Raw genomic sequence first — 26,624 nt, 5'->3', positions numbered from 1 at the left:
AAATATCCAAGTTATGAAAACGCAAATAACATATATGAATTTCAAAAAATAGCATCAACAAAAAAGGATAGTCAAACAACATATTTAACTATCCTTATAAATACTTCTACGTGAAAAAAATATTATTCGTAATGCTCCTTATAGTAATTTTGGTAATCGCCAGAGGTGACACTTTTTAGCCAGGACTCATTGGACAAGTACCAATCCACCGTTTTTTCAATGCCTTCCTCAAATTGCAATGAGGGCTTCCAGCCAAGTTCCTTTTCAAGTTTGCTGGCATCAATGGCATACCTTAAGTCATGCCCCGCACGATCTTTTACAAAAGTGATTAACTTTTCAGAGGTTCCTTTTTCATTGCCCAGTTTTCTATCCATTATCTCACAGAGCAGTGTCACAATATCGATATTTTTCCACTCATTCCACCCGCCGATATTATACGTCTCACCTGATTTTCCCTCATGGAAAATCACATCAATAGCAGCAGCATGGTCCTCTACATATAACCAATCCCTGACATTTTCGCCTTTACCATATACCGGAAGGGATTTTTGGTTTTTAATATTATTGATGCACAATGGAATCAGCTTTTCAGGAAATTGATTTGGCCCGTAATTATTGGAGCAATTACTGATCACCGTCTTCATCCCGTAGGTATTGGCATAAGCTCTTACAAAATGATCGGAAGAGGCCTTGGAAGCCGAATAGGGGGATTGTGGGTCGTAAGCGGTGGTTTCTAAGAAAAAGCCTCCATCGTCCAGAGAACCATAAACCTCATCAGTAGACACATGATAAAACAAATGATCCTCCAAGTCTTCCCAAAAAGACTTTGCTGCATTCAATAGGTTTACCGTTCCTATCACATTGGTTTTGACGAAGGCCAAGGGGTCTGAAATGGACCTGTCCACATGGGATTCCGCGGCCAAATGAATCACATCGGTAACCTGATATTTTTTAAATACATCTACCAACCCCTTCTCATCCAGAAGATCGATTTTCTCAAAATAGTAATTGCCTTTATTTTCTACTTCTTTTAGATTCTCCAGATTCCCGGCATAGGTTAGGCTATCCAAGTTTACGATGGTATAATTCGGATATTTCGAAACAAATAACTTCACGACATGGCTTCCAATAAAGCCTGCTCCACCGGTAATTAAAATTGATTTCTGCATGGATTTTAGGTATATGCTTTAAAATTAAGGTTGGTAACTTTTGCAGGAGCAACCCTGCTTACAAATCTACAACAACCAAAAACAATACCATAACACTCTTCCTTATACTTGGTAATAATCCCGATACCAATTGACGAAGTTCGCCACCCCATCCTCTACTCGGGTATTGGGTTTATAGCCTGTAACCTCAGAAAGGGCCGAAACATCCGCATAGGTGGCCGGAACATCCCCTGGCTGCATAGGCAACATCTCCAAAACCGCTTCTTTACCTGTGGCTTTTTCAATTGCCCTGATGAAATCCATAAGGTTAACGGACTTAGAATTTCCTATATTAAAAAGCCTATAGGGAGCACCGGAAAGGTCTTCCTTATCTCCTTCCTGTTGCCCTTTTGGAGGGACCAAAGCCGTTCGATAAACACCTTCCACGATATCGTCCACGTAAGTAAAATCACGCTTCATCTTCCCATAATTAAATACCTTCAGTGGCTTGCCATTCAGGATAGCTTTCGTAAAAATAAACAGGGCCATATCCGGCCTTCCCCATGGGCCATAAACCGTGAAAAAACGTAATCCAGTAGTAGGCACACCATATAGGTGGCTATAGGTGTGTGCCATCAATTCATTGGACTTCTTGGAGGCAGCGTATAAACTTACAGGATGATCCACATTATCCGAAGTGGAAAATGGCATCTTTTTATTCGCTCCATATACAGAGCTGGACGAAGCATAGACCAAATGTTTTACTGGATGATGCCTACAAGCTTCCAGCAAATTCACAAAGCCCACAATATTTGCATCTACGTATGCCCGAGGATTCTCTAAACTATACCTTACACCGGCCTGCGCGGCCAAATTCACTACAATATCAAAACGCTCTGCCTCGAACAATGCATTCATTTCATCCCCATCCTCCAACTTCATTTTCACAAATTCAAAACAGCTTTTATCCGTCGAAGCTACCTTTTGGTGTTCGCTGATTGGTGCATCATCTATTCCAAGGTCTTTTAATCTTGCCAATTTAAGATTTACATCATAGTAGTCATTGATACTATCAATACCGACCACTTGGTGCCCTTCTTGTAAAAGCTTTTTTGATAACCCATGTCCAATAAATCCAGCAACTCCAGTTACTAAAAATTTCATATTGTCTTTTCTTTATCTTTTAGGCTCCCAGCGGAACATCTTTTCACTTCACCCATTAACATATTAAAACAAATATATTAAAAAGTATTAAACATTAAAATAAATGCTTTTTGTAACAAAACTTTTTAACACATTTGTCCGCTAGCGACATGCGAATATAAAAAAAACGTCCTTGGAATAGAACGTTTTTTTAGGTTTGATATAAACGGGGATTACCACATTCCAAAAATTCCTTTTCCATAGTGATCAAACAGCCTAACAGAGGCCATAAACTCATGAGTACTCCCGTACATCTTCGACTGCCGTCGGGTGGCCATCTCATAGCTGTACCCAACGCTGACCCGGTTCATCAAAAAACCTGCCTGAAGGCCCGTCGAATAATCCACTCGATGTCCTACACCTATCCAAACGTGTTCCATAAAAAGCGCCTTTACATTAAACTCGGCATTATATGGCAAGTCTTCCTGAACACGGTATAGTACATTTCCTGCCATGCCGATTTGCTCGCTCACTTTTCCCCTATACCCCGCCTGAACGTTATGGCTCATGGGTCGCTCATTGTAAAACCCGTCCCCTGATGAAATTTTTCCTGCGGCAATATTTTGAACCGCATACCCCACATAGTATTGGCGATGCCTCAAGGCCATGCCAAAATTAAAGTCCAAGAACTTCATCTCTGCAAATCCCCCCAAATACTGGGAAAGCGAAGGGTCATCAGACTGCTCTGGAGTCAATGCCATGCCATCCAATTCCGTGTTTTGGTATTTCACTCCTATCCCCAATCCCAAGTGGTGTTTTTCGGACAAGCGAATACGATTGGAATAATTAAGCAGTAATTCCGTCTCGGTAAAGGCGCCATGTTTGTCATACATGACGGAAAGCCCAATGGCATTTCGACCAATGGACGGCACACTGTCATTTCCCCCCATCTGGGCAAAATCACCTTCCACACTACCATATACCGTTTTGGGAGCACCATCAATACCGCCCCATTGATTCCTGACAATGCTCCTTGCACTGCTCCCTTCCAAGCCTACCATTGCTGGATTATAATAACTTTGGAGAGCATTAAAATAACTAAAGTACTTTCGGCTCTGACCGTATCCTTGGCTTAACAATGCGGTCGTTAACAGGAATATAAATAGAATTCTTTTCATGTCGTTGCTTTTCATGGTCACCACTGTTGGAATTAGTTTCTGATAAGGTTTAAGACTCCTCTTCGCTTCTGCCGTTCTTCCCCTAATTCGATCACATAATAATATGCTCCCACGGGCATATCCCCGCCTTCATACCGACCATTCCATCGCTCTTCAGGATTGTACGTCACAAAGACCATCTTACCACTCCTTTCAAAAATCATCAACTTCACCTCACCATAAAAACGTAATGAGGAAACTCCCCAGTCGTCATTTATCCCGTCTCCATTGGGGCTAAACACGTTACTAATCTGCAAGTCATCCAAATCAGGCTTGGACCGTGTAATGGTGAAAGTCTTGGAGATGCTATTTCCTACCCTGTCGGTGCTGCTTACCGTAATGACAAATTCCTGCTGGCCATCAGGCATGTCTGCCGGTGACCAAAACAACCTGTCTCCTAACAGATAAAAATATTGCTCATCCTCATTTTCACCCACAAGAGCATAGGTATGCTGATCATCATCTTCATCTACTGTTGTCAATATGCCCAATGGTGCATTGGGATCATCCTCTACCGAAAACTCATCATCACTTAGTAATATATCCTCAGGCAGTGATTTCTCATCTACCATTATCGTCAGGCTTGGCTGCTGATCACCGGTATAGCTGTACTCATCCCCCAATTCCAAAACACCCCCATTTTGATATATCCCAGGTGTCATTTCATCATAATGCTGTATGTCCCATACCACATCTACCATGGCAGTGGCTCCGGAAACCAAAACCACTTCTACCTGATCTGGCACAGGAAGAACCTCCGGCAAGGTCCCCCACGTCACCGTCAACACCTCAGGATCTACTAAGGAAGCAATGATATTGCTTTTCAAGGTAATGGTGAATTCATACGTTGTTTCATTTCCCGCCTGATCTACTGCCGTCACTGTTATGGGGTGGGGCGTTTCATAACCGCTGAGGACGGTGCCCGCTGCAGGGTTTTGGGCCTGCATGGCCACTGTACAGTTATCCGAAATGGTCAACAACTCAAGATAATCCGCAAGCACATGTTCCCCAGATGCATCCACATACACATCGATGTTCGCTGCCGTTCCAGTGACGACAGGAGGTGTATTATCCATTATCACTACAGATGCGGTCAATACCCTTACAAAGTCTTGCGCTCCGCTCACGGTGATTTCTACTTCATTGGTTCCTACATCCGCACATCCAAAGACCGACTTGCTGAGCTCAAAAGTAAAATCCTCCATGGTCAAACAGGTTCCGCTGATTCCGGTAACCAACTGATCCACGGAAACTTCAGCCTCTCCATTCTCATCCAATGCCATTTCCACATTTTCTACGGTAAAAGAAAGGTCATTGCTAAGGGTCACGGTGACTATGGCGAGCTTCTCTGCTACGTTACCGGCTGCATCAGTAGCGGTAACCGTGACTTCATTCTCTCCCAAGTGATCACAGGTAAATACTTCGGTATCAACGGCGAGTACTATTTCTTCCGCTGAGGTAAAATTATCGCTTACCCCCTCCACAAGAGAGGACACCGTTACTGAAGCTTCTCCGTTCGCCCCCAAATTAACCTCTTGATTAACCGTGGTAAGTTCAGGACCAGTTAGATCTAATGTCAGTAACATACTATTACTTGCCTCACTAGGGTTACATTCCCCATCACCTGCTGTGGCAGACAATTCATATTGCCCCTCCTCCCACGCTAAGGCGGTCGCATCATAGGACCAAAGGCCATTTTCATCAGTCATCGCCTCTCCTACCTTATCGCCATTTACAAGAAGGTTCACTGTCATATTCGGCTCAGCCGTTCCCGTAACGGAAATGGCAGCAGTATTCGTGATTTGGTCACTATCGGAAACCCCTGTATCCGGACTTACACCTGTCACTTGCGGCGGCGGCGGGGCTGATCCGTCTATTAAAATATTATTCTCCGCTGGAATCGCCGCGTGGTCCATTCCTACATCGGTCAATTCATTTCCAGCTTGATCCTTAATCCCTTCTCCATGGAGTGTTAAAGCCCTCACGACAATACCGTTTTCGTCCTGATTTCCCGAAACTACTGCGTAATTAAAGACCAAACTTTCCGCGCTACTTTTTTCGGCATCCAAAGTGGCAGTCACCTCCCCTGAATCCATTACCACGTTTAACACCACCCCTGCATCAACCGTCACGGGCTCACTCATGGCCAACGTGAATGTCATCACATTGGCCCCGCAAACTGAATATGTACCCTCTTCGGGCAATGTCACTGCTGATACGATTGGACGGATTCCATCTACCAAAACACCCGAAGTATCCGGAAACTGGTCAATGGTAAGATCGGCAGGTTCATCTTCACTGTCCACGACACTGGCTCCTTCTAACGCCACCGCTCCAGTGAATGCCACGCCATCCCCATCCAAATCACCTTCTTCTACAGTATAACTAAACACCAATTCATCAGAACCAGACCCTGATGTATAGGTAGCCGATACAGTCTTATCACCAATCAATAAGGTCAGTGCAGGGACACCTCCATTGACCCAAACGGGCCTGTTCAGCGTAAGAACAATAGACACCGCATCACCAATACCGTACACGCCTTCAGGCACCACTTCCATGTCGGTGATGACAGCCGGAACATTTTTGATCTTAATGATTCGGAATTGATCAGCACTTTGGTTTCCATCGGTATCAAAAATAGCATAGGATACCACCCTATCTTCTGTATTTGGAAAGCGCGAAACATTATTATAGGTCACCTCCCTAAAAATCCGCTGGTACACAGAGAAATCAGCTTCACCCGTAATGGTCAGTTCGCCACTGGTAAAATTATAATTTACCGTGAGGCCACTATCATTGGCCAAATCCACCACATCAGGGCCGATGTTAATTATTTCATTGCCACCATCCAACAGGTTGGTAAGTTTAACGATGGCTTTAGAGGCTTTTGGTGAATCCTCATCTGACACTGAAACCGCTCCATCAATGGTTACAGCGCCTTCTCCAGGCTCAAATTCCGTATAGCCCGGGGTAGTGTTGATTACTGGTGCAGCCCCGGCCATTGCCTTATCAGAATTTGGATAGGCAATACCGTACAGCATTACACCAATAATGCTAAAGAGTAGTGTTCTTTTCATATCTTCTCGTGTCTGGTCTCAATTAACGCAGTCTATAATTTTACAAAATCCACATAAATAGGTTTCAAAAACACAAAACTATATTTATATGAAATTAAAAATTATAAAATAAAATTTTACTAAGTAGGTGTAAAACAAATATAATAAAGCATCAACCCTTAAAAAAAAAATCACCAGAAAATTGTATTTTTAACCAATTAATTTTCCATGAACACATAGGCCATCACTATTGGCGATGGCACAAACGAGACAAAAGAATTATCCAATTAATTACAATTCCATTCATTAATGCTTAATTTTGGCTCACTATAAAACCTATAATTAAACCGATGAAGAAAATTGCAGTATTAACCTCGGGTGGCGACGCACCTGGCATGAATGCTTGCATCAGGGCTGTCGTCCGTACCGGGATCTTCCATGGGATGGAAATGTACGGAATCATGTACGGCTACGATGGCATGATCAATGGCGAGATTCAAAAAATGGAATCCCATGCAGTAAGTAATATTGTCCAGCGTGGAGGTACTATCCTTAAATCTGCCCGTAGTGAAAAATTCCGCACCAAAGAAGGCAGAAAAATAGCTTACGAGCAATTACAAAAACATGGAATTGAAGGATTAGTGGCCATTGGTGGAGACGGTACTTTTACTGGTGCCAAGGTATTTTATGAGGAATATGGGATTCCCACTATCGGCTGCCCAGGCACGATAGACAATGACATATACGGCACCGACTTTACCATTGGATTTGACACCGCCATCAATACTGCCTTGGAAGCAATCGATAAAATCCGGGATACTGCTGCCGCTCACGACCGCATCTTCTTTATCGAAGTAATGGGTAGGGACAGTGGCTATATCGCCGTGGAATGTGGACTCGGAGGAGGAGCAGAAATGGTCATGGTACCTGAAACCAAGACCACTCTCCATGAGGTAGTAGAAAAGCTCAAAGGCTCCCGTAAAACGAAGACCTCCAGCGTTATCGTCGTGGCAGAAGGTGACGAGGAAGGCAGTGCTGCCGAAATCATGGAAAAGGTCAAAAACATCATCAATGACGACACCAAAGACTTCAAAGTAACCACACTCGGCCATATCCAACGGGGAGGAAACCCTACCGGTAAAGACAGAATGTTGGCGAGTAGATGTGGCATGGCCGCCGTAGAAGGACTCATGAACGGACAAGCCAACTGCATGGCCGGTATTATCCATGATGAAGTGGTATATACTAGCTTTGAAGATTGTATCACCAAAAGCAAACCCTTAAATAAAGACACCTTAAAACTTATCGAAATTTTAAGTATTTAAGCATGGGTTTTTTACCAATAATACTCACCTCAGCAGGCTTTATATTACTCTTTGGCATGGTGGTCAGTTTTAGCATCAAGCAAAAAAGAGAACAATATAAAGCTGCTTTGTTGGGGCTTCGAAAAAACCTTGAAACAGCCCTCCATCGCGAATTGGGGACCGATCTTACCGATGTGGAAAAAGGAATTCAGCACCTGCTCACCACCGGCCATCCCGAAGCCTCAGCCGTTCAGCGTCAGCTCGGCCGGACCAAGCTCCTAAAACACCAGTACAATCAATTGATCCAGACCAAGCCGTATAGTCTTGTAGCCAAATTCACGGGTCAGGGGCCCATTTGACCTTCGACATAAGTGACTACTTGTTCATACTCATCAGGCGAAAACCATTTCATTTCTTCATCCCTTCGAAACCAGGTCATCTGTCTCTTCGCATACCTTCTGGAGTTTCTTTTGAGCAATCTTATGGCCTCTTCTTTATCATAGTTACCTTCCAAATAGCCAAATATTTCAGTATAGCCTACCGTCTGCAAGGCATTCAATGACCGCAGTGGAAACAATCTTTCTGCTTCCTCAAATAACCCCGAGGCAATCATGGCATCCATGCGCATATTGATCCTGTCATAAAGCTCTTCTCGTTCTCGCCACAAGCCAATTTTAATTACTTGAAAAGGCCTCTTTGCATGCCCTCTATTGCGATAGCTACTAAAAGGCTTACCGGTTCCTAAAGTAACTTCACATCCCCTGATCAACCGTTGCGGATTATGGATATCCACTTCCTTGAAATAATCAGGGTCCAATGCAGCAAGCTTGTCCTGCAAGGCTTTAATGCCATTTTCTTGATAAAATTGATTGAGGGATTTTCGTATTTCGGGATCTATATCCGGAATCGGATCAAAGCCATTGCAAACGGCATCTATATAAAGCCCTGACCCACCAGTCATAATCACCACATCATGGGTTTCAAATAATTTTTCCAAAACCTGCAGGGCGTCCTTTTCAAATCTCCTTACGTCATAATCCTCGTAAACAGACAGATTATCCACAAAATAATGAGGCACATCCTGCATTTCTGCAGGTGAGGGTTTGGCCGTACCAATATTCGTTTCTTTATAGAATTGCCGACTATCAGAACTTATGATAGCAGTTTTAAAATTTTTGGCTAGCTTTATGCATAAATCAGTTTTGCCTACGGCCGTAGGCCCAGCTACCACTAGAAGATATTTATCATTTTTCACCAACAACCTTCACATAAATTTAGGGAACCAATGGCCCAAAATTAGAGGATTAGGTCATGGAAAACAAAAGGATATTAATAGTAGACGATAACAACCTAAACAGAAAAGTTTTTGAAAACATCATCTGTCACAATTTTCCGTTTTCATCAGCTGAAAATGGACAGGAAGCTATTGACAAAATAAAAAGCGAAAATTTTGACCTTATCTTAATGGACATTCAAATGCCCATTATGGACGGCATCACTGCCCTTAAAATCATCAAAGCTGAAGGGCTTACCGCTGCACCGGTCATCGCCATATCAGCTTACTCTGACCAGACAGACCGGGATTACTTTTTATCTGCAGGTTTTGACGACTTTATCGATAAACCTGTAAAACCCAAGGACCTACTGGAGAGCATCAGCAATCATCTTCACAAAAAATCCCTGGAATCATCCATCCATTCGGCCCATGACGACCATGACATACTGGACCAAAAGGTATACAACCAACTGAAAAAATACAACACAAATGAAGATATCAAAACCGTCTATGAAGACTTCTTTGAAGAAGCGCAGACGCTTTTGGATGAAATCAAATTGATAATTGATGATGGAAAATATTCAGAAATTGATGAAAAACTTCATATATTAAAAGGAAACTCTGGTACCTTGGGAGCAAAGATATTGTTTAAACACGCCAGTATTCTGGAGCAAAAATTAAAAGACTCAAAATATAATGGTATTATTGAAGATTATTTAACATTGCAAGAACAACTCAAGGTATTCAAATCGCATTTGAAAGAATTAAACAACCTATCTTAAAATGAGCGAGAGCAAAAAAGTTTTAGTAGCTGAAGATAGTTCGGTTATCATCAACCTGACAAAAAATGTCCTTTTGTTTGAAAATTATGAAATTACCGCTGTGAAGAATGGTAAGCAAGTATTGGATAAACTGGCGGAAGCAGATTACGACCTAATTCTCATGGATATAAACATGCCAAAAATGGATGGTATCGAATGTACCAAAGCCATCAGGGCTCTTAGTGACCCTAAAAAAGCTGCCATTCCTATCATAGCCATCACCGGCAACTACAAAAACTACACCATGGAGGATTTCAAACAAGCTGGTCTAAATGACTACCTGCAAAAGCCCTTGGACTACGATCTCCTATTGTCCACCGTCAAAAAACATCTTGGACCGAAATAATCCTTATTGAATTTTCCTGATGGCAATAAAGTACACAAAAACTTATCTGGATAAAATAGAAAGTCTTTTTGCTGAATCGGACTATATGCTTCGGTATGAAAAGGGGAACTTTAAGTCTGGGTACTGTATCTTAAAAGACACCAAAGTCGTAATAATCAATAAATATTACACGTTGGAAGGGAAAGTCAATACCCTAATCGATATTTTGAAAGAGCTTGATTTCAACCCTAAGGAATTCAAAAACAAAAAAAACCAAGACTTCTATGTAGAGCTTCAACAGACTGAATTAAAGCTCTGATCACAAAAAGCCCGCTGTGTGCTCAGGGCCTACTTTCCATATTTATGGCTATCTCACTTATTTTCTATGCCAGCGGAAAGCAAAAGACTCAAGAACAACGAAAAACAAATGAAAGTTACTTTTCTAGGAACAGGAACATCACAAGGCATCCCCGTAATCGGCTGTAAATGCGAAACGTGCAGTTCAATCGACTTCAGGGACAAACGACTTAGAAGTTCCATCCATCTGAAAGTAGACGACAATAGTTTTGTAATCGACACTGGCCCCGATTTCAGGGCGCAAATGCTCCGTGAAGGCATCAACGAGTTGGATGCTATCATCTATACCCACGAGCATAAAGACCACACTGCCGGCATGGATGACATCAGGCCGTTTAATTTCATGCAGATGAGAGACATGCCACTCTATGGCACTCCTGCTGTCCTAAACCAACTCCAACGGGAATACTCATATGTATTCGCCCCTAAAAAATACCCTGGAGTTCCCCAAGTAGTCACCCATGAAATCAGCAACCAGCCGTTTGAAGTGCTAGGAACGACATTTACCCCCATTTTGGTCATGCATTATAAGCTTCCAGTATTTGGTTACCGTATAAAAGATTTTACCTACATTACCGATGCAAAATACATTGCGGAAGAAGAGCTTGATAAAGTGAGAGGAACAAAAATCTTGGTACTAAATGCCCTTCAAATCAAGGAACACCTCTCTCACCTCACGCTTTCTGAAGCCTTGGAGCTTATTGATATTATCAAACCAGAGAAAGCCTATCTCACCCATATCAGCCACAAGCTTGGCACCCAGCAAAACGTAGAAAGCAAACTACCGGACAATGTCTTCTTGGCCTATGACGGCCTTACGATCAGCCTTTAACCATGCACCTGAACTACCATTTCTTAAAATACCTCTGTCCAGAAGTGGAACGCGTCCTGAACGGGCTGGAATTGAGCATTTGTTTCTCCCAGCACCGTGACGAACTTGTTTTGGGTTTCGCGAACAATGAACGATCCCATTACATACGGGCTAACCTCAGTCCTTCCAATACGTGCATCTGCTTTCCAAAAGACTATAAAAGGAGTAAAAAAAACAGTGTAGACCTGTTTTCTGCCTTACTGGGAGACCAAGTAACAAGTGTTCGTGTGCTATCTTTTGAAAGGGCGTTTAGGATTGATTTTAAAACGGGCAGGACCCTGCTCTTCAAACTTCACGGCAACCGGTCAAACATCCTCCTTTTTGATCAAACCAAGCAAGCATCTGCTATTACGCTGTTCAGAAATGAATTAAAGGAAGATCATAATATTCTATTAGGTGATCTGGAAAAGAACCTTGACCTGTCGCACGAGGAATTTATCAGACAAAATGGAAAGGCTGCTACTTTTCTGCCTACGCTTGGAAAAATCCCCCGAGAATGGCTGAAATCCCATGGCTACATTGAGGCAGACCTTCCCCAAAAATGGCAGTTGATGCAAGAAATGATCGACATGTTAAACGCACCATTGTTCAGCATCGTCAAAAAGGAGCATGAATACCAATTTACGCTGCTCCCAGCCAACTCCCCCGTATACACTTCTGCAAATCCACTAGAGGCTTGTAATGAATACTTCCAATACACCGTAGTCCATCAGGCATTTGAGAAGGAAAAAAACCACTTGGTAAAAAACCTGGAAGACCAGAAAAAAAAGACATGGGCATACCTGAACAAGACCGCTAAAAAATTAGAAGAACTGAAAAGCAGTGCTCCCCCTAGTCAGGTAGCTGACATCATCATGGCAAACCTTCATCAAATTCCACACGGAGCAGAAGAAGCCCGCCTATTTGATTTTTATCAAAACAAAGAGGTGACCATTCCTCTAAAAAAAGGTGTTACGCCACAAAAACATGCTGAAAACCTGTACAGAAAATCCAAAAACAGGAAAATTGAAGTGCAGCAGTTAGAAAAAAACATTAGTGAGAAGGAGGAATATTACCTAACACTGGAATCATTGCTAGAAGAGCTAGCCAGCATAAAAAATTTCAAGACATTACGAGATTTCTCTAAACACCATCAACTATCCTCCAAGACCAAAGAATCACAAACCAACCTACCTTTTAAACGGTTTGATATCGATGGTTTTGAAATTTTAGTGGGCAAATCCGCTAAAGCGAATGACCAAATGCTCCGATATTACAGTTGGAAAGACGACATGTGGCTCCATGCCAAGGATGTGGCGGGATCCCACGTCATCATCAAATACAGGTCTGGGCAAACCATCCCCCAAAACACCTTGGAAAGGGCCGCTGAATTGGCCGCTTTCTATTCCAAAAGCAAAAACGAAACCTTGGCTGCGGTGATATACACCCCTTGCAAATATGTCAGGAAAGTAAAAGGATCTCCTTCTGGTGCCGTAATGGTCGATCAGGAGAAAGTACTCATGGTCTCTCCAAAGGGACCCGTCGGGAATTAGATCTCAGTTTAGCCATCCAGCCTTGAAACACGAATTCACTTCTGTACGAGCTATAATTCTGAGGGAATGCACTTTCATAATTACCGGCTCCATCTGCCATCGGCATGGAATAATTGGATCAAGCAGAAAAGATGGAGGGTAGCCTATTTCGATGGGTAAATATGTTCTTCGCCACCTTTGGTGGCTATTTTGCTACGGATGAACGCTGATAAACACAGATAGGATGATTAAGAAATGGCAAATCCGTGTTCAAATCTTTTATCCGTAGGTTACATGACTTAAAAGTTTACGATGCCCATGCCTTTGGCTTTGAAGAGGACTTCTAGGCCAAGCTTGGATTCATCCAGTTCATAGATGAAATAGCATCCTTTTAAATAAAGTTGCCCTCAGCAATATTGCTTGATCCGTGGTATGGTGTATGATGTAAAGTCAAAAGCCAGAGGTTGTCTCATAAGTCCTCGTCATTACGATTCCGATGGATATCGGAAGAAGCAATCTCGTCATACGTGCAATGAAAGTACATCGAGATCACTTCACTCCGCTCGTGATGACGGATTATTTATTTATGAAACAACCTCGGCACATTCATAGCCATGGGTGAAGCCCATGGTAAATTAACCCATTCAACGTTTTCCGTTTAACCCGCATTGACCGCCCTATTTTCCACAACTTCCCGTTAAAGCCCAATCGAGCAGATGGAGGAAACCCATCGTTTTAGCGGTGTGAAATTTTCTTTCATAAGAACATATCAAAAATCATCCCCCCAGAAATATTGCTTGATCCGAATAGTTGGAAACCCACAGATTGTCCCCAGCCTTTTTCCTTGATCTTTCTCCTATCACCCAGTAAAATAAAATAGCATCGAGCCTACACCCGATGCTATCTGTTATGTCTTGCTAAAAAACCAGAAGAGGTTAATTAGGCTGTATTCAAATTACCCCTGACTATTCCACCATGTGGATTTTCAACATATTGGTCTTTCCTTTATTTTGGAGCGGCATACTTGCCGTATTGATCATGATATCACCGACTTTCAGATGACCTTTTTCCTTCAACGTGTCTTGGATAAAGGTAATGGTATCATCGGTAGATACTTGCTTGCCCTCGAAGAAATAAGCCGTCACGCCCCATACCAAGCTCAACTGTGTGATCAAGGTCTTATTGTGGGTAAAGACAAAGTTTTTGGCAAATGGCCGATGAGAAGCGATTCGGAAAGCAGTAAAGCCTGATGCAGTAATGCCCACAATGGCCTTTGCGTTTACATTTTTAGACAGCCCTGAAGCCATCATGATGACATTGTTGCTCACGAAATATTCGCTTGACTCTGGGATGTCGTATAGGTAATGGTAAACATCCGAATTCTTTTCTACATACTGGATTACTTTGGTCATGGCTTCCACAGCATGAACAGGATAAGCCCCTGAAGCTGTTTCAGCAGACAGCATTACGGCGTCTGAACCGTCCAATACGGCATTGGCTACATCATTGGTCTCGGCACGGGTAGGACGCGGATTTTGGATCATGCTCTCCAGCATTTGCGTGGCGATAATTACCGGCTTACTGGCTTGCTTGCATTTTTCAACGATTCTTTTTTGCCATAACGGCACCATTTCCATGGGCACTTCCACCCCTAGGTCTCCACGTGCCACCATGACACCATCGGTCACTTCGATGATTTCATCGATATTATCCAGGGCTTCAGGTTTTTCGATCTTTGCGACGATCTTACATCCCTTCCCTTTAGCTTCAATTCTCTTTTTTAGGTCAATGATGTCCTCGGCAGAACGCACGAATGAAAGGGCAATCCAATCCACCTCATTATCCAAACCAAAAGCCAAGTCTTCCACGTCCTTTTCTGTCAGGGAAGGCGCACTCACCTTGGTATTGGGAAGGTTGATGCCTTTTCTGGACTTCAGAATACCACCATGCACCACCGTACAATTAACATTTTTGCCGTCGGTGCTGTTAACGGACACCTCTAAATTACCATCATCAATCAGGATTCTGTCACCGGGGACCACATCACGGGGAAGGTTTTGGTACACCGTGCTCACGAGTGATGGTGTCCCCACTACTGGCTCATTTGTAATGGTTATCGGATCACCTTCTTTGATCTCCACGCCATTGTTCTCTACTTCACCTACTCGGATCTTAGGGCCTTGCAAATCTTGCAAAATTCCCACGTTCCATCCGTAATCCTTGTTGATTTTACGGATCAGTTTGATCACTTCTGCGTGCACTTCATGGTTTCCATGGGAAAAATTCAGCCTAAACACATTTACTCCGGCCTTTACCAGCTCGGTAAGCGTCTTTTCGTTATTAGAAGCCGGACCAACAGTGGCCAAAATCTTGGTTTTCTTATTCGCGATGGATAAGTTCATGGTTTATATATTATAATATTTAATAGGTTAATAGGTTCTCCTTTGATTTCAGCTTAGTCACATCCAGCCTTACTACATTCTGGACATAGCTGCTTTGTGACAGCTGACCTATACAGTGATTAAGGTTAGTCTCCTGGGTGAAATCCTGAAGTAGGAGAAAATAATCCATAATCTTTAATTCTGGCACAAGATACAGTGTTTGTCCCGAATCTGAAAAAGAACGGTTCTTTAATAACTGAATATAGCCATGATCTTTTTCCAAAATATACCGGGAAATAATTAGCCCTGGCCGATTTAAGAAATCCAATTCAAAATCACCGATTTTTATCATCCTGATTCCCAAGGAACTATTCACCACCCAGGCCATCTTGTAGTCCTTTAAAGGAGCTACCAGCCCTATGAGATCAAATTCATAATCGTGTTCTACTTGGAGTTTTGTTTTCCTCATGAAGGAAGGATTTTTAAAACAACAAAATTAAAAATTATTGGTCAACTTCAATGTTTCACCGGAATATCTTAAATTTAGTTAACGGTTTTTTTTGACATTAAGGTATTAAATATATTTCTTTGCGGAGTGTTTTAACTAAACTAATCACAAAATGTCTGAAATTGCACAAAAAGTAAAAGCCATTATCGTGGATAAGTTAGGCGTAGAAGAATCTGAAGTAACTCCTGAAGCAAGCTTCACCAATGATCTTGGCGCTGACTCTTTGGATACGGTTGAGCTTATCATGGAATTCGAAAAAGAATTCAACATTTCTATTCCAGATGACCAAGCTGAGCAAATCGGCACTGTAGGTCAAGCTGTAAGCTACCTGGAAGCAAACGTAAAATAATTTAACTACTCAAAATTCATTTATGAATTTAAAAAGAGTTGTAGTAACAGGTCTAGGCGCCCTCACGCCATTAGGCAACACCGTCCCAGAGTACTGGAAAGGTCTTGCTAATGGTGTGAGCGGTGCTGCTCCTATTACTAGATTCGACGCCTCCCAATTTAAGACGCAATTTGCTTGCGAGGTCAAAGGCCTCGACATTGAGCAATTTATTGATAGGAAAGAAGCCCGTAAAATGGATCCTTTCACCCAGTATGCAGTCATTGCAGCTGAGGAAGCCATGAACGACTCTGGGCTGGACCTTGATAAGATAGATCTTAGCAAGGCCGGTGTGATATGGGGCTCTGGCATTGGAGGCTTGAAGACTTTTCAGGACGAAGTAGCCAGTTTTGCTACAGGTGATGGAACACCTCGTTTTAATCCGTTCTTTATTCCCAAAATGATCGCTGATATCAGCGCAGGATTTATTTCCATGAAATATGGTCTCCAAGGGCCGAACTTCGTGACCGTATCAGCGTGTGCCTCGGGCACCAACGCACTGATCGATGCTTATAATTATATCCGATTGGGCAAAGCAAATGTCTTTGTTTCCGGAGGTTCTGAAGCGGCCGTCACGGAAGCCGGTGTAGGAGGTTTCAATGCGCTGAAAGCACTTTCCCAGAGAAATGACTCCCCGGAAACTGCCTCCCGCCCATTTGACAACGACCGTGATGGTTTTGTCCTTGGCGAAGGCGCAGGAGCCATTATCTTGGAAGAATACGAACACGCTAAAGCACGTGGAGCCAAAATCTACGCAGAAATCATCGGAAGCGGCATGTCTGCAGACGCCCACCACATTACCGCCCCTCACCCTGAAGGTGTCGGTGCAGGCAATGTGATGAAATTCGCGCTGGAGGATGCTGGAATAAAGCCGGAAGAGGTAGATTACATCAATGTACACGGTACATCCACTCCATTAGGGGACGTAAGTGAAATCAAAGCCATTCAACGTATTTTTGGCGATCATGCTTACGACCTGAATATCAGCAGTACCAAATCCATGACTGGCCACCTTCTGGGTGCCGCCGGGGCCATTGAAGCCATTGCTTCCATTATGGCCATCAACCATAATTTGGTACCGCCGACCATCAATCACTTCACCAAAGATGAAGCGTTTGATGAAAAGCTGAACTTGACTTTCAACAAGGCTCAGGAGCGGGAAGTAAACGTAGCTTTGAGTAATACCTTTGGATTTGGCGGACACAATGCATCTGTCATTTTCAAAAAATTAACTGAGTAAACCGACCTTGAAAATATTTCGAAAACTCAGATTACACGAACTACTTTATAACAAAAAAGATAAAAGGCTTGCTGCTGCCATCAAGTTAATGGTCGGCAGCAAGCCTTTGAATTTATCTTTATATAAACTGGCCGTGCGCCATTCCTCTGCTGCAGAAGAAATCAAACATGGCGTTAAAGCTTCTAACGAGCGCCTGGAATTTTTAGGTGATGCGGTGCTGGGAACTGTCGTGGCAGAGCACCTTTTCATGAAGTTTCCTTATCGGGACGAAGGCTTTCTTACGGAGACGCGGTCACGAATCGTCAACCGGGAATCGCTCAACCGGGTAGGACAAAAAATAGGTCTTTCCAACATCGTCGAATCCGACCTGTCCGATAAAGGCTTATATTCGCACAAATCCATTTATGGTGACACCCTAGAAGCCCTCGTGGGTGCGGTATACTTGGACCGAGGATATATTTTTTGTCGTCAATTTATCCTGAGCAAGATCCTTTCCCCTTACTTTGACCTTGATAATATCATCACCACAGTCACGAACTTCAAAAGTAAGATCATCGAATGGTCGCAAAGGGAGAACAAGGAGGTAGAGTTCTTTCTGCAGTCCGTTACCGGAACGCAGCGATTTAAGGAATTTACGATCGAACTGAAGGTCGAAGGAGAGGTTTTCACCGAAGGAAAAGGGCCTACAAAAAAGAAAGCCGAGCAAGAAGCCGCAAAAAATGCTTTCGAAAAACTAAAATTGGCCTTATAGAACCCTATATTTGCCACTTATGTTAATTGGTTTTGAACGAACTTTCCACCTGCATCACAGGGAAAGTCACCTTCAAACTTACCTTGCTATATGTCAATCTTGAAAATAGGTGGAGCCACCGTCAACCAAACCCCACTGGACTGGGAAGGCAACCTCAAAAACATCACGGATGCCATCCAAGAAGCCAAATCACAGGGCATCGAACTTTTGTGTTTTCCCGAATTGGCCATTACAGGTTATGGCAGCGAAGACTTATTCCTGAGCCGATGGTACCCTGATAAATCATTAGCCCAGCTCCAGAAACTGCTTCCCTATGCTAAGGATATCACCATTTGCATAGGGCTTCCTGTGCGAATCGGAGAAACGCTCTACAACTGTACCGCTGTACTGGAAAACCAGAAAGTCCGTGGCATCATGGCTAAGCAATTTCTGGCTATCGATGGGGTACACTATGAATTTCGCTGGTTTAGCCCTTGGCAGGCCGGAAAGATGACCACCTTGGATTTCTTTGGTGAAAACATTCCTTTTGGCGATATGGTCTTTGATAAAAAGGGGATCACCTACGGTTTTGAGATTTGCGAAGATGCTTGGCGCGGAGACCTTCGCCCAGGGTACCGATTGAAGGACCGGCATGTAGACTTGATATTTAACCCGAGTGCCAGTCATTTTGCCATGGGGAAAAGCGCCCATAGAGAGGACTTGGTCACCGAAAGCAGTATCGCTTTAGATGCCACCTACTTTTATGTGAACTTATTGGGAAATGAGGCCGGCAGAATGATCTTTGATGGAGAAATCCTCGCAGCTCAACATGGTAAATTGCTCCTCAAAAATCCACTCCTTTCTTTCAAGCCTTATCAGGTACGTGCATTTGATTTCGACAAGGATGCCATTCCTCATGAGGAAGCTGTTTCAGAGCATGATAAAAATGAGGAATTTACCGCTGCTGTTTGCTTGGCGCTGTTTGATTATATGAGAAAAAGCAGGAGCACAGGTTTTGTACTTTCCCTAAGCGGGGGAGCCGATTCTTCCTCCATCGCGACACTGGTGGCCGAAATGGTCCATCGTGGCATTCACGAGCTGGGGCTAGATGCTTTTTTAGAAAGGGCACATATTTCACAGCTATCCTCTACAGAAAATTCGACAAAGGCCGTTGTCCAAAAAATCCTTACCACGGCCTATCAAGGCTCAGACAATTCTTCAGCGGATACCCTGGAGAGCGCACGGTGTTTGGCAGAAAGCTTGGGCGCTACTTTCTATGACTGGAAAATTTCCACAGAGGTAAGTTCTTACACCAAGAAGATCGAAACTGCCATTGGTCGCCAGCTCACTTGGGACCAAGATGATATTACCCTGCAAAACATCCAAGCCAGGGTCCGTGCACCAGCAATATGGATGCTCGCCAACCTCAATAACGCCCTCCTCTTGGCCACATCAAACAGAAGTGAAGGGGATGTAGGTTATGCTACCATGGATGGAGACACCAGTGGCAGCATCTCTCCTATCGCCGCAGTGGACAAGGATTTTATTTTACAATGGCTGCAATGGGCTGAAAAACACCTAGGCTACAGTGGTCTTCATAAGGTCAATGCTTTACAACCTACTGCAGAGCTCCGACCCCAAGAGCAACACCAAACAGATGAACAGGACCTTATGCCCTACCCGGTGATTGTGGAAATCGAGCGACTGGCCATTAGGGATCGCCGAAAACCAGCAGACATTTACCTGATCCTAAAACAAGAACTTGATATTTCTCCCGTTCAACTAAAAAAGTATATCCAAAAATTCTTCAGGCTTTGGTCCAGGAATCAATGGAAACGGGAACGCTTGGCTCCATCTTTCCACTTGGATGACTTCAATGTGGATCCTAAAACTTGGTGTAGGTTTCCCATCCTATCGGGAGGCTTCACAGAAGAATTACGTGAATTGGACCGTTTAGATGAATAATAAAACTATCTTAGCAGAAACTAACTAGACCAATGATCAGCACAATTTTAGATTACGTAGTCTGGAGTCCCAACCCAGCTGTTTTTCCTGGTTTTGATCGCATCAGATGGTACAGCCTTTTATTTGCCTTGGGCTTTATCATTTCCCAGCAAATCGTCATTTATATCTTCAAAAAAGAAGGGCACGACGAAAGATTAGTGGATAAGTTAACCATCTACATGGTTCTGGCCACCATCATTGGTGCCCGTTTGGGGCATGTCTTGTTTTACGAACCCGAGAAGTACCTCAGTAACCCGATCGAAATCCTTAAGGTCTGGGAAGGTGGCCTCGCCAGTCACGGTGCTGCAATAGCCATCTTAATAGCCCTGTGGCTTTATGTGCGTAACACTCCAAATCAGCGCTACCTTTGGGTAGTGGACCGCATTGTCATCGTGGTCGCGATGACGGGGGCATTGATCAGGTTTGGAAACCTAATGAATTCTGAAATTGGCGGCAAGCCTACCGGAACGGACAATGGCTTTGTCTACGCCCATAGCACTGAAGAGATCCTCGGCACCCTTAATGTCCCAGTGGAGCATGTTGCTGCCTATAAACCGGATGACCGATCAGGAGAACTGCAAGGCAATGGACAGGTGCCCGTGAATATTGACATTAAAATCAAAAAAGGGAACTACCAAGAAGCTGACCTCAGAAAAACCTTGGAAAACGATGTAAAATACGTCCTGACCAAGTTTAACAGCACTGAAAAATACATGGCTGAGCCAACGGACTCCCCTTTGGACTATGACTTAAAAGATGAAGGGGATCACTACCTGGCCACTGTCCGTACCTTTGGGCTTGCGAAGCACCCCACACAAATCTATGAATCCATTTCTTATTTTGTCATTTTCTTAATTCTATACTCCCTCTGGCGTAAATACAAAGCAAGACTGCCGGATGGGCTGCTGTTGGGCCTATTTCTGATTTCCGTTTTTGGAATGCGGTTTGTTTGGGAGTTTTTTAAAGAAAACCAAGTAGACTTTGAAGAGAACCTTGCCCTTAACATGGGACAGACCCTGAGTATCCCATTGGTTCTGGGAGGGATATTTCTGGTCATCAGGGCTTTAAAAATCGGCAATCCAACCCAAAAACACTAGGGAACGGGATCATGGCCATGGCCTCCCCAAGGATGGCAACTGGCAATACGTTTGATCCCTAACCATCCACCTTTGATAATGCCATGCTTGAGAATGGCCTCTTTGGTGTATTGACTACAAGTGGGCGTATACCTACAAGTACCCGGAAACATCGGCGAGATCAAGTATTGATAAAACAACACCGGAAAAATTGCTATTTTTCTTAAAATAGTTTTCAAGATTTAGTTCATTTGAATTAAAAGGCCAAAATATAAAACAAAGTTCCACAACGTGAAACAAATCCGTTTTTCGATACCGCAAAAGTACATCAAAAAGGCACGGTTATTACTATGCTTCTTTGGTTTGGTATTGATTCACGGTACACGAGCACTGGGACAAGACGGAGATAGTACCGCCCAAACCGCCAACTCCCTCCAAATCCCCGAAAAAGTAACGGTCAACAATGTCTTTATCATTGGCAATGAAAAAACCCGAAAAAACATCATTCTCAGGGAAATGGACGTCGCTCCCGGAGTGGTGTACGACTGGGAGGAGTTCTTGGCCATGATCAAAACCGATCAGCAACGGATTTATAATCTGCAGCTCTTCACTTCTGTAGAGATCACCCCGCTTTTTGTGGAAGACGAAGAAGTAGAGCTGCTTGTTTCGGTAAAAGAGCGCTGGTATGTAATCCCCAGTATTATTTTCGACCTGGCTGACCGAAATTTCTCCGAATGGTGGATCAATCAAAACAGGGACCTCTCCCGCGTAAACTATGGGCTAAAACTTAACCATAACAACGTGGGAGGCCGTAATGAAAAACTACGGGTCATGGGCCAGCTGGGCTTCACCCAAGCTTTTGACTTGGTATACAGCATCCCCTATATTGACAAAGACCAAGAACATGGCCTGGCACTTCGGGTCAATTATAATACCAACAAGACGATTGCTGTCAAATCCGCTTATAACAAGCAAGTATTTTACACTAATGAGGAAGAGGAAATCTTAAGGAAGAATATAGGCGCCACGGTCCAGTACACTTACCGGGGCAACTTTTATAACTTCAATTACCTCACCCTCGGGTTCAGCAACACCAAAATCCATGAGGATGTATTGACCCAAAACCCTAATTATTTTCTAAACGACAGTACGCGACAAAAGTATTTTTATGCCTCCTACTATTTCAAGCACGATCGAAGGGACAATGTAGCCTATGCCACTCAAGGGGAACTGATCAACGTAGGTGTGACAAGGTATGGCCTCTTCACCAATGATGACGTCAACGAAACCGAAATTTCCCTGATTGCCAACAAGTATTTCAGATTTAACGACAAAACTCACTTCGTTACCGGCATTTCGGCTTCCAGCTACCTTAGCTCTAGGCAACCATATACTTTGGTCCGGGGGATTGGTTATGCTCCTGATTTTATAAGGGGATATGAGATCAATGTAATCGAAGGGCAGCAAACCATCATTCATAAAAACAGTTTCAGGTATAAGCTGCTGGACGTAGCATATGACATCTCTAAGCTCATCCCCATTGAAGAATTCAGTACTTTTCCAATCAGGGCGTATATAAGTGCCAATTTTGATCATGGCTACGTCAATGACCGTAACCACATCCCTGAAAATGTAGCCCTTACCAACACCTACTTGTACGGCTATGGCCTGGGATTAGACCTTGTCACCTTCTACGATCAAGTATTCCGGTTTGAATATTCTGTAAACAGCCAGCAGGTGGGCAGCTTCTTCATCAACATCAAAGCCCCACTTTAAAAGACGATATTTTTATTTCTTCATCATTTTTTACAGTTTAATTCAAACACATTTTTTAACTGTTTATTTTCACTATTATGAAGTTTATTTTATATGCTTTTTCGTGTATTTTCCTTGTCAGTCCTTATTTCAGCTATGGACAGCATGGTTCGGAGATTTTTGCGAAAGGCGCTAGAAGCTATGGAATGGCCCATGCACATGTGACACTATCTGATGCATGGAGTATTTTCAACAATCCCGGTGCCATGGGAAGGGCAAGTACTACTACGGCCGTAGTGGGCTACGATCACCGATTAGGATTAGATGAATTGACCACCTTGGGTGCAGGGGCGGTTATGGCTACGGAAAAAGGAAATTTTGGCATCGGACTATCACACTATGGCGGGGAGTTATTCAATCAACAAGCCGTCGGAATAAGCTATGCCAACCAAATGGGCATCGCCAGCTTTGGCATCAAAGCGACTTATCTACAGACCAATATCTCAGGCTATGGCAGAAATGGAGTGCCTGTCTTTGAATTTGGCGGGACGGCTGTACTCGGTCCTCAGCTTACCTTTGGAGCGCACATCTATAATTTTTCAAGGAGCCAATTGAGCAGGGATTCGCAAGATTACCTCCCCACCATTGTAAAGGTGGGGCTCTCTTATAGACTTTCAGGAAAATTGCTTATTGGATTGGAGGCTGAAAAGGACATTCTATTACCGGCAGTGGCCAAGTTTGGATTGGAATATAACTTTATCGATCGCTTCTGGGCGAGATGTGGCGTTCGTACCAACCCCTCCAATCTCCATTTTGGTATTGGATTTAACCCAAAGCGATTTCGATTTGATTATGCAGTGGCCCAAAACCACCAACTGGGATTCACCCATCATTTTTCTTTGAACTATACGATTGGATCGCTATGAAAGTATGGTTTACTTTTCTCCTTATCTTCATCCTCACTTGCTTCGGAACGTCTCAAGCTCAGACCGAGTTTGATGTGGAAGCATTCGCTGAAGAACTTTTCTCACTTCAGGAAGAAGACCTGAATTATGAGCAGCTATACGAAAACCTTTTACAGCGCTACTTAAACCCTATTGACCTTAACCGTTGTTCTCCGGATGACCTCCAATCGCTTTACATCCTCACTCCGTTACAAGTGAGTAACTTTTTCACATATCAGCAAATTTATGGGAAACTGCTATCCATCTATGAGCTCCAATCCATTCCTGGCTTCGATCGGGAAACCATCAAGAAGCTTGTGCCATTTGTCACCTTGGGGGAAAACACCAAAAAATACGCCCATAAACTGCCCAAACGGATATTAAGTGAAAAAACGGCTTACCTCATTTACCGACACCGTATTTACCTGGAAGAGCGCAAGGGATTCACTCCTCCAGATACCTTGAAAAACGGCTCGCTTACCAGCAGGTACCAAGGAACTCCAGGCACGCAGTACCTCAGGCTAAGAAGCCAGCACACGGGAGACTTTAGCATTGGCATTACCATGGATCGGGATGCAGGAGAAGTATTTACTTGGGATCCTTCCTCAAAAAGATACGGGTTTAACTTCCTGAGCTATCACCTCACCCTTTACGATAAAGGCCCTTGGAAGCAAATTACCGTCGGTGATTACCAAGCACAATACGGACAAGGACTGATCTTCGGGGCGGGCTTTTCGGTAGGCAAGGGAGCCGAAACCATCACCACTACCCGAAGAAGTTCGACAGGCATCAAGCCCTACACCTCTTCCATGGAAACGGGATATTTCAGAGGGATCTCCGCCACGTACCAAAAGGGGCGGCTTGAAGGATCCATCATGGCTTCTTCGGTCGCCAGAGACGCCAATATTGACTCCAGTGCTGTCCCATATCGCATCACCTCACTCCCCTCAAGTGGCTACCACAGGACCGCCTCCGAAATCAGCAAGAAAGCTGCTGCTCACGAAAAAAACATCGGCATAAACCTTAACTATTCTTCTAATGACCGAAACCTTCAAATTGGCCTAAATAGCTTGCTAACCCATTTTGAATGGCCTTACATCAGGGATCTCCGAAATTATAATGGCTTCGAATTCAGGGGCCAAACCAACCATCTGCACAGTGCTTATTTCTCCTACAATTACCAAAATCATTTCTTTTTTGGAGAAACAGCGATATCAAAAAGCAAAGGTGTGGCCTATGTGGCGGGAATCATGAGCAGTTTAAGCAAGCAATTGGATATGGTATTGCATATCAGGAATTACGACCGAAATTTTCACAGCTTCTACGGAAATGCTTTTGGGGAAGGTTCTCGACCGATCAATGAAAAGGGGATTTACCTTGGGCTAAGCTACCATCCCACCAAGCAACTCCAATGGAGTGGATACTATGACCAGTTTAAATTTCCATGGATGCGGTACCGCGTATATGCGCCTTCCTCTGGTCATGAATGGCTCCAACGCATCAGCTATACGCCCAACAAATCAATGGAATTATACTTTCAAATTCGTGAAGAAGTAAAAGACCGTAATGTCACTGCCTCACAAAATGACCTGACTACTTATCAGATCCAAACCGGCAAAAAACACAACTACCTGCTTAACCTTGACATGAAAATCAGCGAACATTTTTCCATGCGTTCGAGGATCCAGATGAGTTCTTTTGATTACCACCAAGACCTTACTAAGGGCTATACCATCGTCCAAGATTTGAATGTTGCTTTCAAAAAGTGGAAATGGAGTGGCAGGATCGCCTTATTTGACACAGACGATTACGACAATCGTCAATATGTCTATGAGAAAAACGTCCTTTGGGCATTTTCCATACCAAGCTACTATGGTCAAGGTATGCGCTATTATCTCCTAACCCAATTTAAACCCATAAGAAAACTAAGCCTCTGGCTTCGGTGGGCCAGGACGGTCTACACGGACAGAGAGACCATCAGCAGTGGTCTTCAACAAGTGGAAAACACTCACCTGACTGAACTGACATTTCAGGTCCGCTATCAATTTAACCGATAGACAGCGTGGTCAAAGCTATAGCAGAAATGACCACATCGAACTTCCCATTTATGAGACCGCCTTATCGGACCCTATTTAACACCTTACTTGGCCTTCAGGATATCCCTTATTTCGGTAAGCAGGGTTTCCTCTTTTGAAGGTGCAGGAGGAGGTGTAGGCTTGGCTTCTTCTTTCTTTTTGAGCTTATTCATGGTGCGAATAGCCATGAAAATCACAAAGGCAATGATCAAAAAATCCACAATGGTATTGATGAATGCGCCATACTTAATGGCAACTGCCGCCACTTCCACTCCATCAGCAGTGACCGAAGGTTCCTTCAGGACCACCATCAGTTCCTTAAAATTCACGCCACCAAGAGCCAATCCTATTGGAGGCATGATCACGTCATTGACCAAGGAGGTAACGATTTTCCCAAAAGCACCTCCAATGATGACCGCTACAGCGAGATCAACAACATTGCCTCTTAAGGCAAACTTTTTAAATTCCTGTACGAAACCCATATGATATACTTT

Annotated in this window: 24 protein-coding genes; 15 read left to right on the top strand and 9 right to left on the bottom strand. The window is 43.5% G+C overall.

From position 1 onward, the window contains the following. Positions 1-122: 122 nt before the first annotated feature. From rfbB to ECHVI_RS11340, 4 genes are all read right to left on the bottom strand, one after another. Positions 123-1,169, bottom strand: coding sequence for a dTDP-glucose 4,6-dehydratase (rfbB, locus tag ECHVI_RS11355; protein WP_015266134.1), 1,047 nt, complete (start codon positions 1,167-1,169; stop codon positions 123-125). Between the two features lie 102 nt (positions 1,170-1,271). After that, a complete protein-coding gene (locus ECHVI_RS11350; RefSeq protein WP_015266133.1) occupies positions 1,272-2,312 on the bottom strand; it encodes an NAD-dependent epimerase in 1,041 nt (346 codons plus the stop codon). 212 nt (positions 2,313-2,524) lie between these two features. Continuing rightward, complete coding sequence (locus tag ECHVI_RS11345; protein ID WP_041739741.1) at positions 2,525-3,469, bottom strand: PorP/SprF family type IX secretion system membrane protein; 945 nt, start codon at positions 3,467-3,469, stop codon at positions 2,525-2,527. A 32-nt stretch (positions 3,470-3,501) separates the two neighbouring features. Then, on the bottom strand, positions 3,502-6,588 hold the full coding sequence (locus ECHVI_RS11340) for a T9SS C-terminal target domain-containing protein (RefSeq protein ID WP_015266131.1): 3,087 nt from the start codon (positions 6,586-6,588) through the stop codon (positions 3,502-3,504). A 329-nt stretch (positions 6,589-6,917) separates the two neighbouring features. Here ECHVI_RS11340 and pfkA point away from each other — a divergent pair, with 329 nt between their 5' ends. Then, a complete protein-coding gene (pfkA, locus tag ECHVI_RS11335) occupies positions 6,918-7,892 on the top strand; it encodes a 6-phosphofructokinase (RefSeq protein ID WP_015266130.1) in 975 nt (324 codons plus the stop codon). Positions 7,893-7,894: 2 nt separating this feature from the next. After that, positions 7,895-8,230, top strand: a complete 336-nt coding sequence (locus ECHVI_RS11330; protein ID WP_015266129.1) for a hypothetical protein — start codon at positions 7,895-7,897, stop codon at positions 8,228-8,230. Here ECHVI_RS11330 and miaA read toward each other — a convergent pair. Then, the gene (gene miaA, locus ECHVI_RS11325) at positions 8,215-9,132 is read right to left on the bottom strand and encodes a tRNA (adenosine(37)-N6)-dimethylallyltransferase MiaA (RefSeq protein ID WP_015266128.1); all 918 of its coding nucleotides are present in this window, start codon (positions 9,130-9,132) and stop codon (positions 8,215-8,217) included. The two genes, ECHVI_RS11330 and miaA, sit on opposite strands and share 16 nt — an antisense overlap. A 50-nt stretch (positions 9,133-9,182) precedes the next feature. On the opposite strand from miaA, the gene ECHVI_RS11320 reads away from it, so the two are divergent. The 5 genes from ECHVI_RS11320 to ECHVI_RS11300 all read left to right on the top strand — a co-directional run bounded on the left by ECHVI_RS11320 (position 9,183) and on the right by ECHVI_RS11300 (position 13,053). Continuing rightward, positions 9,183-9,929, top strand: coding sequence for a response regulator (locus ECHVI_RS11320; protein ID WP_015266127.1), 747 nt, complete (start codon positions 9,183-9,185; stop codon positions 9,927-9,929). A 1-nt stretch (position 9,930) separates the two neighbouring features. Beyond that, entirely contained in the window at positions 9,931-10,314 is a 384-nt protein-coding gene (locus tag ECHVI_RS11315; RefSeq protein ID WP_015266126.1) for a response regulator, read from the top strand. Positions 10,315-10,333: 19 nt separating this feature from the next. Further along, positions 10,334-10,612 carry a hypothetical protein gene (locus ECHVI_RS11310; RefSeq protein WP_015266125.1) on the top strand — a complete coding sequence of 93 codons (279 nt, stop codon included), beginning with the start codon at positions 10,334-10,336 and terminating at the stop codon, positions 10,610-10,612. 108 nt (positions 10,613-10,720) lie between these two features. Further along, positions 10,721-11,482 (top strand): MBL fold metallo-hydrolase, encoded by a 762-nt coding sequence (locus ECHVI_RS11305; protein WP_015266124.1) that lies wholly within the window; start codon positions 10,721-10,723, stop codon positions 11,480-11,482. A gap of 2 nt (positions 11,483-11,484) precedes the next feature. Next, entirely contained in the window at positions 11,485-13,053 is a 1,569-nt protein-coding gene (locus tag ECHVI_RS11300; RefSeq protein WP_015266123.1) for an NFACT RNA binding domain-containing protein, read from the top strand. Between the two features lie 944 nt (positions 13,054-13,997). Here ECHVI_RS11300 and pyk read toward each other — a convergent pair. Further along, entirely contained in the window at positions 13,998-15,434 is a 1,437-nt protein-coding gene (pyk, locus tag ECHVI_RS11295; RefSeq protein WP_015266122.1) for a pyruvate kinase, read from the bottom strand. 19 nt (positions 15,435-15,453) lie between these two features. Next, entirely contained in the window at positions 15,454-15,882 is a 429-nt protein-coding gene (locus tag ECHVI_RS11290; RefSeq protein ID WP_015266121.1) for an IPExxxVDY family protein, read from the bottom strand. 151 nt (positions 15,883-16,033) lie between these two features. Here ECHVI_RS11290 and ECHVI_RS11285 point away from each other — a divergent pair, with 151 nt between their 5' ends. The 5 genes from ECHVI_RS11285 (at position 16,034) to ECHVI_RS11265 (ending at position 21,377) form a co-directional block, all read left to right on the top strand. Then, positions 16,034-16,270 (top strand): acyl carrier protein, encoded by a 237-nt coding sequence (locus ECHVI_RS11285; protein ID WP_010855324.1) that lies wholly within the window; start codon positions 16,034-16,036, stop codon positions 16,268-16,270. A 22-nt stretch (positions 16,271-16,292) separates the two neighbouring features. Further along, positions 16,293-17,546: a beta-ketoacyl-ACP synthase II gene (gene fabF, locus ECHVI_RS11280; protein WP_015266120.1), complete on the top strand. Its 1,254-nt coding sequence runs from the start codon at positions 16,293-16,295 to the stop codon at positions 17,544-17,546. Between the two features lie 7 nt (positions 17,547-17,553). Continuing rightward, on the top strand, positions 17,554-18,297 hold the full coding sequence (gene rnc, locus ECHVI_RS11275) for a ribonuclease III (RefSeq protein ID WP_015266119.1): 744 nt from the start codon (positions 17,554-17,556) through the stop codon (positions 18,295-18,297). A gap of 90 nt (positions 18,298-18,387) precedes the next feature. Then, positions 18,388-20,241 carry an NAD(+) synthase gene (gene nadE, locus ECHVI_RS11270; protein ID WP_015266118.1) on the top strand — a complete coding sequence of 618 codons (1,854 nt, stop codon included), beginning with the start codon at positions 18,388-18,390 and terminating at the stop codon, positions 20,239-20,241. Positions 20,242-20,273: 32 nt separating this feature from the next. Beyond that, positions 20,274-21,377, top strand: a complete 1,104-nt coding sequence (locus ECHVI_RS11265; protein ID WP_015266117.1) for a prolipoprotein diacylglyceryl transferase — start codon at positions 20,274-20,276, stop codon at positions 21,375-21,377. Here ECHVI_RS11265 and yidD read toward each other — a convergent pair. Continuing rightward, complete coding sequence (gene yidD, locus ECHVI_RS23310) at positions 21,374-21,595, bottom strand: membrane protein insertion efficiency factor YidD (protein WP_015266116.1); 222 nt, start codon at positions 21,593-21,595, stop codon at positions 21,374-21,376. The genes ECHVI_RS11265 and yidD overlap by 4 nt on opposite strands. A 52-nt stretch (positions 21,596-21,647) precedes the next feature. Between yidD and ECHVI_RS11255 the strand changes: the two genes are divergently transcribed. The 3 genes from ECHVI_RS11255 (at position 21,648) to ECHVI_RS11245 (ending at position 26,112) form a co-directional block, all read left to right on the top strand. Further along, the gene (locus ECHVI_RS11255; protein ID WP_015266115.1) at positions 21,648-23,132 is read left to right on the top strand and encodes a BamA/TamA family outer membrane protein; all 1,485 of its coding nucleotides are present in this window, start codon (positions 21,648-21,650) and stop codon (positions 23,130-23,132) included. Positions 23,133-23,209: 77 nt separating this feature from the next. Next, complete coding sequence (locus tag ECHVI_RS11250) at positions 23,210-24,037, top strand: PorV/PorQ family protein (protein WP_015266114.1); 828 nt, start codon at positions 23,210-23,212, stop codon at positions 24,035-24,037. Further along, a complete protein-coding gene (locus ECHVI_RS11245) occupies positions 24,034-26,112 on the top strand; it encodes a helix-hairpin-helix domain-containing protein (protein WP_015266113.1) in 2,079 nt (692 codons plus the stop codon). Before ECHVI_RS11250 ends, ECHVI_RS11245 begins: the two co-directional genes overlap by 4 nt. 83 nt (positions 26,113-26,195) lie before the next feature. Here ECHVI_RS11245 and mscL read toward each other — a convergent pair whose 3' ends face one another. Then, positions 26,196-26,612, bottom strand: a complete 417-nt coding sequence (gene mscL, locus ECHVI_RS11240; RefSeq protein ID WP_015266112.1) for a large-conductance mechanosensitive channel protein MscL — start codon at positions 26,610-26,612, stop codon at positions 26,196-26,198. Positions 26,613-26,624 lie beyond the last annotated feature (12 nt).

Origin of the sequence: Echinicola vietnamensis DSM 17526 (assembly GCF_000325705.1) — a bacterium.
GTDB classification, from domain to species: domain Bacteria; phylum Bacteroidota; class Bacteroidia; order Cytophagales; family Cyclobacteriaceae; genus Echinicola; species Echinicola vietnamensis.
This window is presented reverse-complemented; position numbering and strand designations above follow the sequence as displayed.

Excerpts from the sequence above, each read along its gene's own strand:
- ECHVI_RS11265 (WP_015266117.1), top strand. The coding sequence starts at position 20,274 with ATGATCAGCACAATTTTAGATTACGTAGTCTGGAGTCCCAACCCAGCT.
- ECHVI_RS11340 (WP_015266131.1), bottom strand. The coding sequence starts at position 6,588 with ATGAAAAGAACACTACTCTTTAGCATTATTGGTGTAATGCTGTACGGT.
- ECHVI_RS11315 (WP_015266126.1), top strand. The coding sequence starts at position 9,931 with ATGAGCGAGAGCAAAAAAGTTTTAGTAGCTGAAGATAGTTCGGTTATC.
- pyk (WP_015266122.1), bottom strand. The coding sequence starts at position 15,434 with ATGAACTTATCCATCGCGAATAAGAAAACCAAGATTTTGGCCACTGTT.
- rfbB (WP_015266134.1), bottom strand. The coding sequence starts at position 1,169 with ATGCAGAAATCAATTTTAATTACCGGTGGAGCAGGCTTTATTGGAAGC.
- ECHVI_RS11285 (WP_010855324.1), top strand. The coding sequence starts at position 16,034 with ATGTCTGAAATTGCACAAAAAGTAAAAGCCATTATCGTGGATAAGTTA.
- mscL (WP_015266112.1), bottom strand. The coding sequence starts at position 26,612 with ATGGGTTTCGTACAGGAATTTAAAAAGTTTGCCTTAAGAGGCAATGTT.
- ECHVI_RS11345 (WP_041739741.1), bottom strand. The coding sequence starts at position 3,469 with ATGAAAAGAATTCTATTTATATTCCTGTTAACGACCGCATTGTTAAGC.
- ECHVI_RS11350 (WP_015266133.1), bottom strand. The coding sequence starts at position 2,312 with ATGAAATTTTTAGTAACTGGAGTTGCTGGATTTATTGGACATGGGTTA.
- ECHVI_RS11310 (WP_015266125.1), top strand. The coding sequence starts at position 10,334 with ATGGCAATAAAGTACACAAAAACTTATCTGGATAAAATAGAAAGTCTT.
- ECHVI_RS11250 (WP_015266114.1), top strand. The coding sequence starts at position 23,210 with ATGAAGTTTATTTTATATGCTTTTTCGTGTATTTTCCTTGTCAGTCCT.
- ECHVI_RS11305 (WP_015266124.1), top strand. The coding sequence starts at position 10,721 with ATGAAAGTTACTTTTCTAGGAACAGGAACATCACAAGGCATCCCCGTA.
- ECHVI_RS11300 (WP_015266123.1), top strand. The coding sequence starts at position 11,485 with ATGCACCTGAACTACCATTTCTTAAAATACCTCTGTCCAGAAGTGGAA.
- fabF (WP_015266120.1), top strand. The coding sequence starts at position 16,293 with ATGAATTTAAAAAGAGTTGTAGTAACAGGTCTAGGCGCCCTCACGCCA.
- ECHVI_RS11245 (WP_015266113.1), top strand. The coding sequence starts at position 24,034 with ATGAAAGTATGGTTTACTTTTCTCCTTATCTTCATCCTCACTTGCTTC.
- ECHVI_RS11290 (WP_015266121.1), bottom strand. The coding sequence starts at position 15,882 with ATGAGGAAAACAAAACTCCAAGTAGAACACGATTATGAATTTGATCTC.
- pfkA (WP_015266130.1), top strand. The coding sequence starts at position 6,918 with ATGAAGAAAATTGCAGTATTAACCTCGGGTGGCGACGCACCTGGCATG.
- nadE (WP_015266118.1), top strand. The coding sequence starts at position 18,388 with ATGTCAATCTTGAAAATAGGTGGAGCCACCGTCAACCAAACCCCACTG.
- ECHVI_RS11330 (WP_015266129.1), top strand. The coding sequence starts at position 7,895 with ATGGGTTTTTTACCAATAATACTCACCTCAGCAGGCTTTATATTACTC.
- ECHVI_RS11320 (WP_015266127.1), top strand. The coding sequence starts at position 9,183 with ATGGAAAACAAAAGGATATTAATAGTAGACGATAACAACCTAAACAGA.